The sequence below is a fragment of the Alteromonas sp. AWM4_230 genome, from assembly GCF_056158305.1.
Window position 1 is genome coordinate 1 of the sequence record NZ_JBSWTB010000008.1, and the last position, 3,965, is coordinate 3,965.

At 48.9% G+C, this 3,965-nt stretch carries 8 protein-coding genes and 2 pseudogenes; all 10 read left to right on the forward strand.

Annotated elements, in window-relative coordinates:
- Positions 1-222 (forward strand): hypothetical protein (locus tag ACXACS_RS20045; protein WP_474809421.1); only part of this gene is annotated, 222 nt, incomplete at its 5' end.
- Positions 125-337 (forward strand): SDR family oxidoreductase, encoded by a 213-nt coding sequence (locus ACXACS_RS20050; protein ID WP_474809410.1) that lies wholly within the window; start codon positions 125-127, stop codon positions 335-337. The genes ACXACS_RS20045 and ACXACS_RS20050, both read left to right, overlap by 98 nt.
- Positions 249-491 carry an SDR family oxidoreductase gene (locus tag ACXACS_RS20055; protein ID WP_474809418.1) on the forward strand — a complete coding sequence of 81 codons (243 nt, stop codon included), beginning with the start codon at positions 249-251 and terminating at the stop codon, positions 489-491. Before ACXACS_RS20050 ends, ACXACS_RS20055 begins: the two co-directional genes overlap by 89 nt.
- 843 nt (positions 492-1,334) lie before the next feature.
- Positions 1,335-1,466: a Glu/Leu/Phe/Val dehydrogenase dimerization domain-containing protein gene (locus ACXACS_RS20060; RefSeq protein ID WP_474809411.1), complete on the forward strand. Its 132-nt coding sequence runs from the start codon at positions 1,335-1,337 to the stop codon at positions 1,464-1,466.
- Positions 1,429-1,734, forward strand: a complete 306-nt coding sequence (locus tag ACXACS_RS20065) for a Glu/Leu/Phe/Val dehydrogenase dimerization domain-containing protein (protein WP_474809419.1) — start codon at positions 1,429-1,431, stop codon at positions 1,732-1,734. Before ACXACS_RS20060 ends, ACXACS_RS20065 begins: the two co-directional genes overlap by 38 nt.
- A gap of 195 nt (positions 1,735-1,929) precedes the next feature.
- Positions 1,930-2,408, forward strand: a pseudogene (locus ACXACS_RS20070) (Rossmann-fold NAD(P)-binding domain-containing protein).
- Positions 2,405-2,572 (forward strand): hypothetical protein, encoded by a 168-nt coding sequence (locus tag ACXACS_RS20075; protein ID WP_474809413.1) that lies wholly within the window; start codon positions 2,405-2,407, stop codon positions 2,570-2,572. The pseudogene ACXACS_RS20070 and the gene ACXACS_RS20075 overlap by 4 nt, the downstream one beginning before the upstream one ends.
- A 464-nt stretch (positions 2,573-3,036) precedes the next feature.
- Positions 3,037-3,300, forward strand: coding sequence for an SDR family NAD(P)-dependent oxidoreductase (locus ACXACS_RS20080; protein WP_474809415.1), 264 nt, complete (start codon positions 3,037-3,039; stop codon positions 3,298-3,300).
- Entirely contained in the window at positions 3,245-3,421 is a 177-nt protein-coding gene (locus tag ACXACS_RS20085) for an SDR family NAD(P)-dependent oxidoreductase (RefSeq protein WP_474809417.1), read from the forward strand. Before ACXACS_RS20080 ends, ACXACS_RS20085 begins: the two co-directional genes overlap by 56 nt.
- Positions 3,403-3,654: pseudogene (locus ACXACS_RS20090) on the forward strand (SDR family NAD(P)-dependent oxidoreductase); the annotation flags it as partial. The gene ACXACS_RS20085 and the pseudogene ACXACS_RS20090, both read left to right, overlap by 19 nt.
- Between the last annotated feature and the right edge of the window lie 311 nt (positions 3,655-3,965).

Genomic DNA, 3,965 nt, shown 5'->3' on the forward strand with positions numbered 1-3,965 from the left:
GTTGCCTTTGCCCATGCGGAAGACTTGAAAGGCGACTTTATTGAAACGTCCGGGACGGCTTTGCCTTCGCTCATGATGCGAGTGCTACTCCCTCATAGCGGTAGCCAAAGCGGCGCGGCCGTATATGACAGAAGGCGGTTCATTGATGGCTATGAGCTATCTCGGTGCGGAGCGCCTGGTGAAAGGGTACAACGTCATGGGGGTAGCAAAAGCCTCCCTTGAAGCGGCTGTCCGTTACCTCGCTGAAGATATGGGACAGCAGCAGGGTCCGTGTGAATGCGATTTCTGCGGGAGCTGTCCGTACGCTCGCTCCAAAGGGTGTACCAAGCTTCAATGAAATTCTCAGCAAGATCGAAGAAACGTCTCCGCTTAGAAAAAATGTGACACAGGAAGAGGTCGGCGATATGACGCTGGCTATGATGAGTCACCTATCCCGGGGGGTAACCGGCGAAATCCTGTATGTGGATTCTGGATATAATATTTTAGGTTGAACAAAAAGCTCCCTTATTCAGGGAGCTTCAGCTTGTAGAGAAACCTCTGTTTCTTTACAAGCTTTTTTCTTTCTTACCGCCAGGAGCGAAAGCCCCTTCCCTTTCCGCGGACGAGCGCCCGAGCTTCCTCGCAAAACCCACGCTCGGCGATCTCGGACCACTCGTTCTTCCGCAGGAGTGGAAGGGGCACCGCTCCTTGGGAGTTCTTTAACATCGACAAAGACTCTCCTTCACCCCGCTCACCCTTGCTGGATGGAGGACAATCTTTTTCATATTCCGGCAGGCAGCCGTCATCAGCGCCTGTTCTTTCCCTTTTTCTTTTCCACGCAAGCGGCCATAGCGCAGCCATGCGACTCACTGCTCGTCTCTCTTCTGATATTCTAACGTCGGCACGAGGAGCGTTCGGTGGTGATGCTGCGGGAACAGCACGGGCCGAAGATCCACTGGGCAGGCGATCTTCCTGACCAAGTCAGCTGAGGGCGTGCCCGCGGCATTCATCCACCGATAAGCGGAATGTGACCCTTCCCACGACAAATGGACAACTCTAACTGGTTAACACAGGCTTTTTCTACAGCCAAAAGCTCCCTTATTTAGGGAGCTTTTTTAATGGTTAGGAAACGTTTCACGTGGAAAAATTAGGGTATGGGTAATTTAGTGAGTGAAAATCAGCACAGGACCTTATCATTAGATCGGAGGCTTTATGTATGCAGAGACAACAATCAATCATCGAAGAGTCACTGAAAGCAGTTATGGAAGATAAAGATTTTCTACCGGATCTGAAGTACCGAGTCCAGAGAGCAGGCGTATAAATCACTGGTGGCCCTTCTATCCACACCGAATCACGTGCATAAATCATACTTAAGAGTTCCGATGGAGGACGGTCAGATCGTTCGTATTCCAGCCTTTCGTATCCAACACAGTGATACGGTAGGCCCATATAAAGGCGGGATCCGCTTCCATGAAATCGGTCCATGAAGACGAAGTGGCCAACCTCGCTAAGCTGATGACGTTGAAAAATGCCCTTCATGAGCTGCCGTTCGGCGGAGGAAAAGGCGGCGTCGGAATCAATCCCAAAGATTACAGTGTGAAGGAACTGAATCTGATCTGCAAAAAATATGTCCAGTATTTTAACGATATTCTGGGGCCTGATAAAGACATACCAGCTCCTGACGTAGGAACGGGAGAACGGGAAATGGACTGGATGATGGGAGAGTACAAGGCGCTCCATCCGGGAAAAGCCTGACCGCAACAGTTTTACAGGCAAAAGCATTGTGAACGGTGGGTCACTTGGACGCCGCGGAATCAACAGGGAAAGGTGTCTACTTTACGTTCCGCTATATGCTGCATGACTTCTTAGAAGAAGTGATTAGGACTGGCTGGAAGGAACCGATAATATATTGCCAAAACGGCGCTGAATCATGCCGATAAAGAATTGAAAATGGCTGTTCAGGGCTTTGGAAACCTTCGATCAGTAGCCGCGCTTGAATCCAGGAAATGTGATTACTTGAACAACAAAGTGGTCGCTGTCAGCGATGCAAACGTCATGTTGTACAACCGTGATGGGCTGGATATTGAAGCACTCGAGAATTCACGAAACAGAATGATGGAGACCTTCCCACCGAAGATCAGCAGCTGGAAGAGCCAACTCCAAGCAGAAATCAGAGACCGGGATGAACTGCTTACCATGGATGTCGACGTCCTGTTCCTGCAGCGCTGGAAGATCAGATTCACGAAGGCAACATGAAGGATATCCAGGCAGAAATTATTGTTGAAGGCGCTAACGGACCTATTACAGAGGAAGCAGATAAGCATCTGGCGGATAAAGGTGTCTTGATCATTCCGGATATCCTCGCCAATGCCGGTGGTGTGATCGTTTCCTTCTATGAATGGGTGCAGGAAGAGAGGCGCGTTTCATGAACGAAGACGAAGTATTTGAACGGCTGTTCGATAAAATGAAACATACGATGGATACGATTCTTCCGCAGTTTTTAGGAGATCCGTTCCCGCTCCGTCAAAACTGCTATATCCACTCCGTTATGAAATTGTCCAACATTATGTACCGCCAGGGAAAACTATACTAAAGAAAAAGTTCGTCCTATCCAGTTAGAGTTGTCCGCATGTCGTGTTGAGAGGGCACGTTCCGCTTATCGGTGGATGCCTGCCGCGGGCACGGCCTCAGCTGACTTGGTCAAGAAAACCATTGGACCAAGTGGATCTTCGGCTCGCGCTGTTCCCGCAGGCGTCACCACCGAACGCTCCTCGTGCCGATGCCTGTGGGAAGACAGCTTTACCCTATGATAAAAGAGAAAGGTTGAGCATAGCTCCTTCGCCGTTTCAAAAGAACAGTACAAGCTGCGTTACTGCCGCTTGCGTGGGGAAAATCCTATCCATGACCAAGTATTGGTGACCGCTCCTTTGGAGTCACTGGAAAAAAGGTTTCTCTACAAGCTGAAAAAACTCAGCCTTTCAAAGGCTGAGTTTTTTGTGCATTTTTCCGGAAAAGTGGGAAAGGTAAGGAGTGATGAACCTAGAAGGAGGAATTATCGTGTTAGAAGGAAAATCTGCCTTAATTACAGGATCAGGCCAAGGCATCGGTTTGGAAATTGCTACGGAATTCGCAAAAGCCGGTGCCAAAGTTATGTTCAATGATATCAACCAGGAAACATTGGACAAATCGGTCGAGGAGCTTCGATCTCAAGGCTTTACGGTCGAAGGTGTTGTCGCCAACGTAGCGAAAGAAGAAGATGTGAAGCATGCGATTGAAGAAACAGTCAGTAAATTCGGCCAGTATCGATATTCTCGTCAATAATGCCGGGATTCAGCACGTGGCTCCGGTGGAGGAATTTCCATCTGAGAAGTTTGCATTGATTCTTGATATCATGCTCAAAGGCCCATTTTATCGGAATCGAAGCACGCCTTTCCCCATATGAAAAAGCAAGGGTATGGACGTGTCTTGAATATGGCTTCCATCAACGGTTTAATTGGGTTTGCCGGTAAAGCAGGGTACAACAGTGCCAAGCACGGGGTTATCGGGCTGACGAAAGTGACGGCTCTGGAGGGAGCTGATGATGGCATTACCGTTAATGCGATCTGCCCAGGCTATGTGGATACGCCGCTTGTTCAGAATCAGCTGGAGGACCTGGCGAACACGCGGAGACGTTAAGAGAAAGAAAAAGCCTTGGAAGAAGTCATCTATCCACTTGTCCCTCAGAAACGTCTCCTTCAGGTCCAGGAGGTTGCTGACTACGCCATTTTCCTTGTCAGTGACAAAGCGAAAGAGCATCACCGGTCAGGCTCGGCCGGTGACTGACGGAGGGTATACCGTTCAATAAAACCATAAATAAAGGAAAACCCTGTCCTTGGTGCAGGGTTTTTTCATGACTTAGACAGGAAAGGGAGGAAACTTCTCATCATGAGAAGTTCCTCCCTTTTTTCTATATGATCATTTGGATATGTCTGGCAGCCGGGTAAATT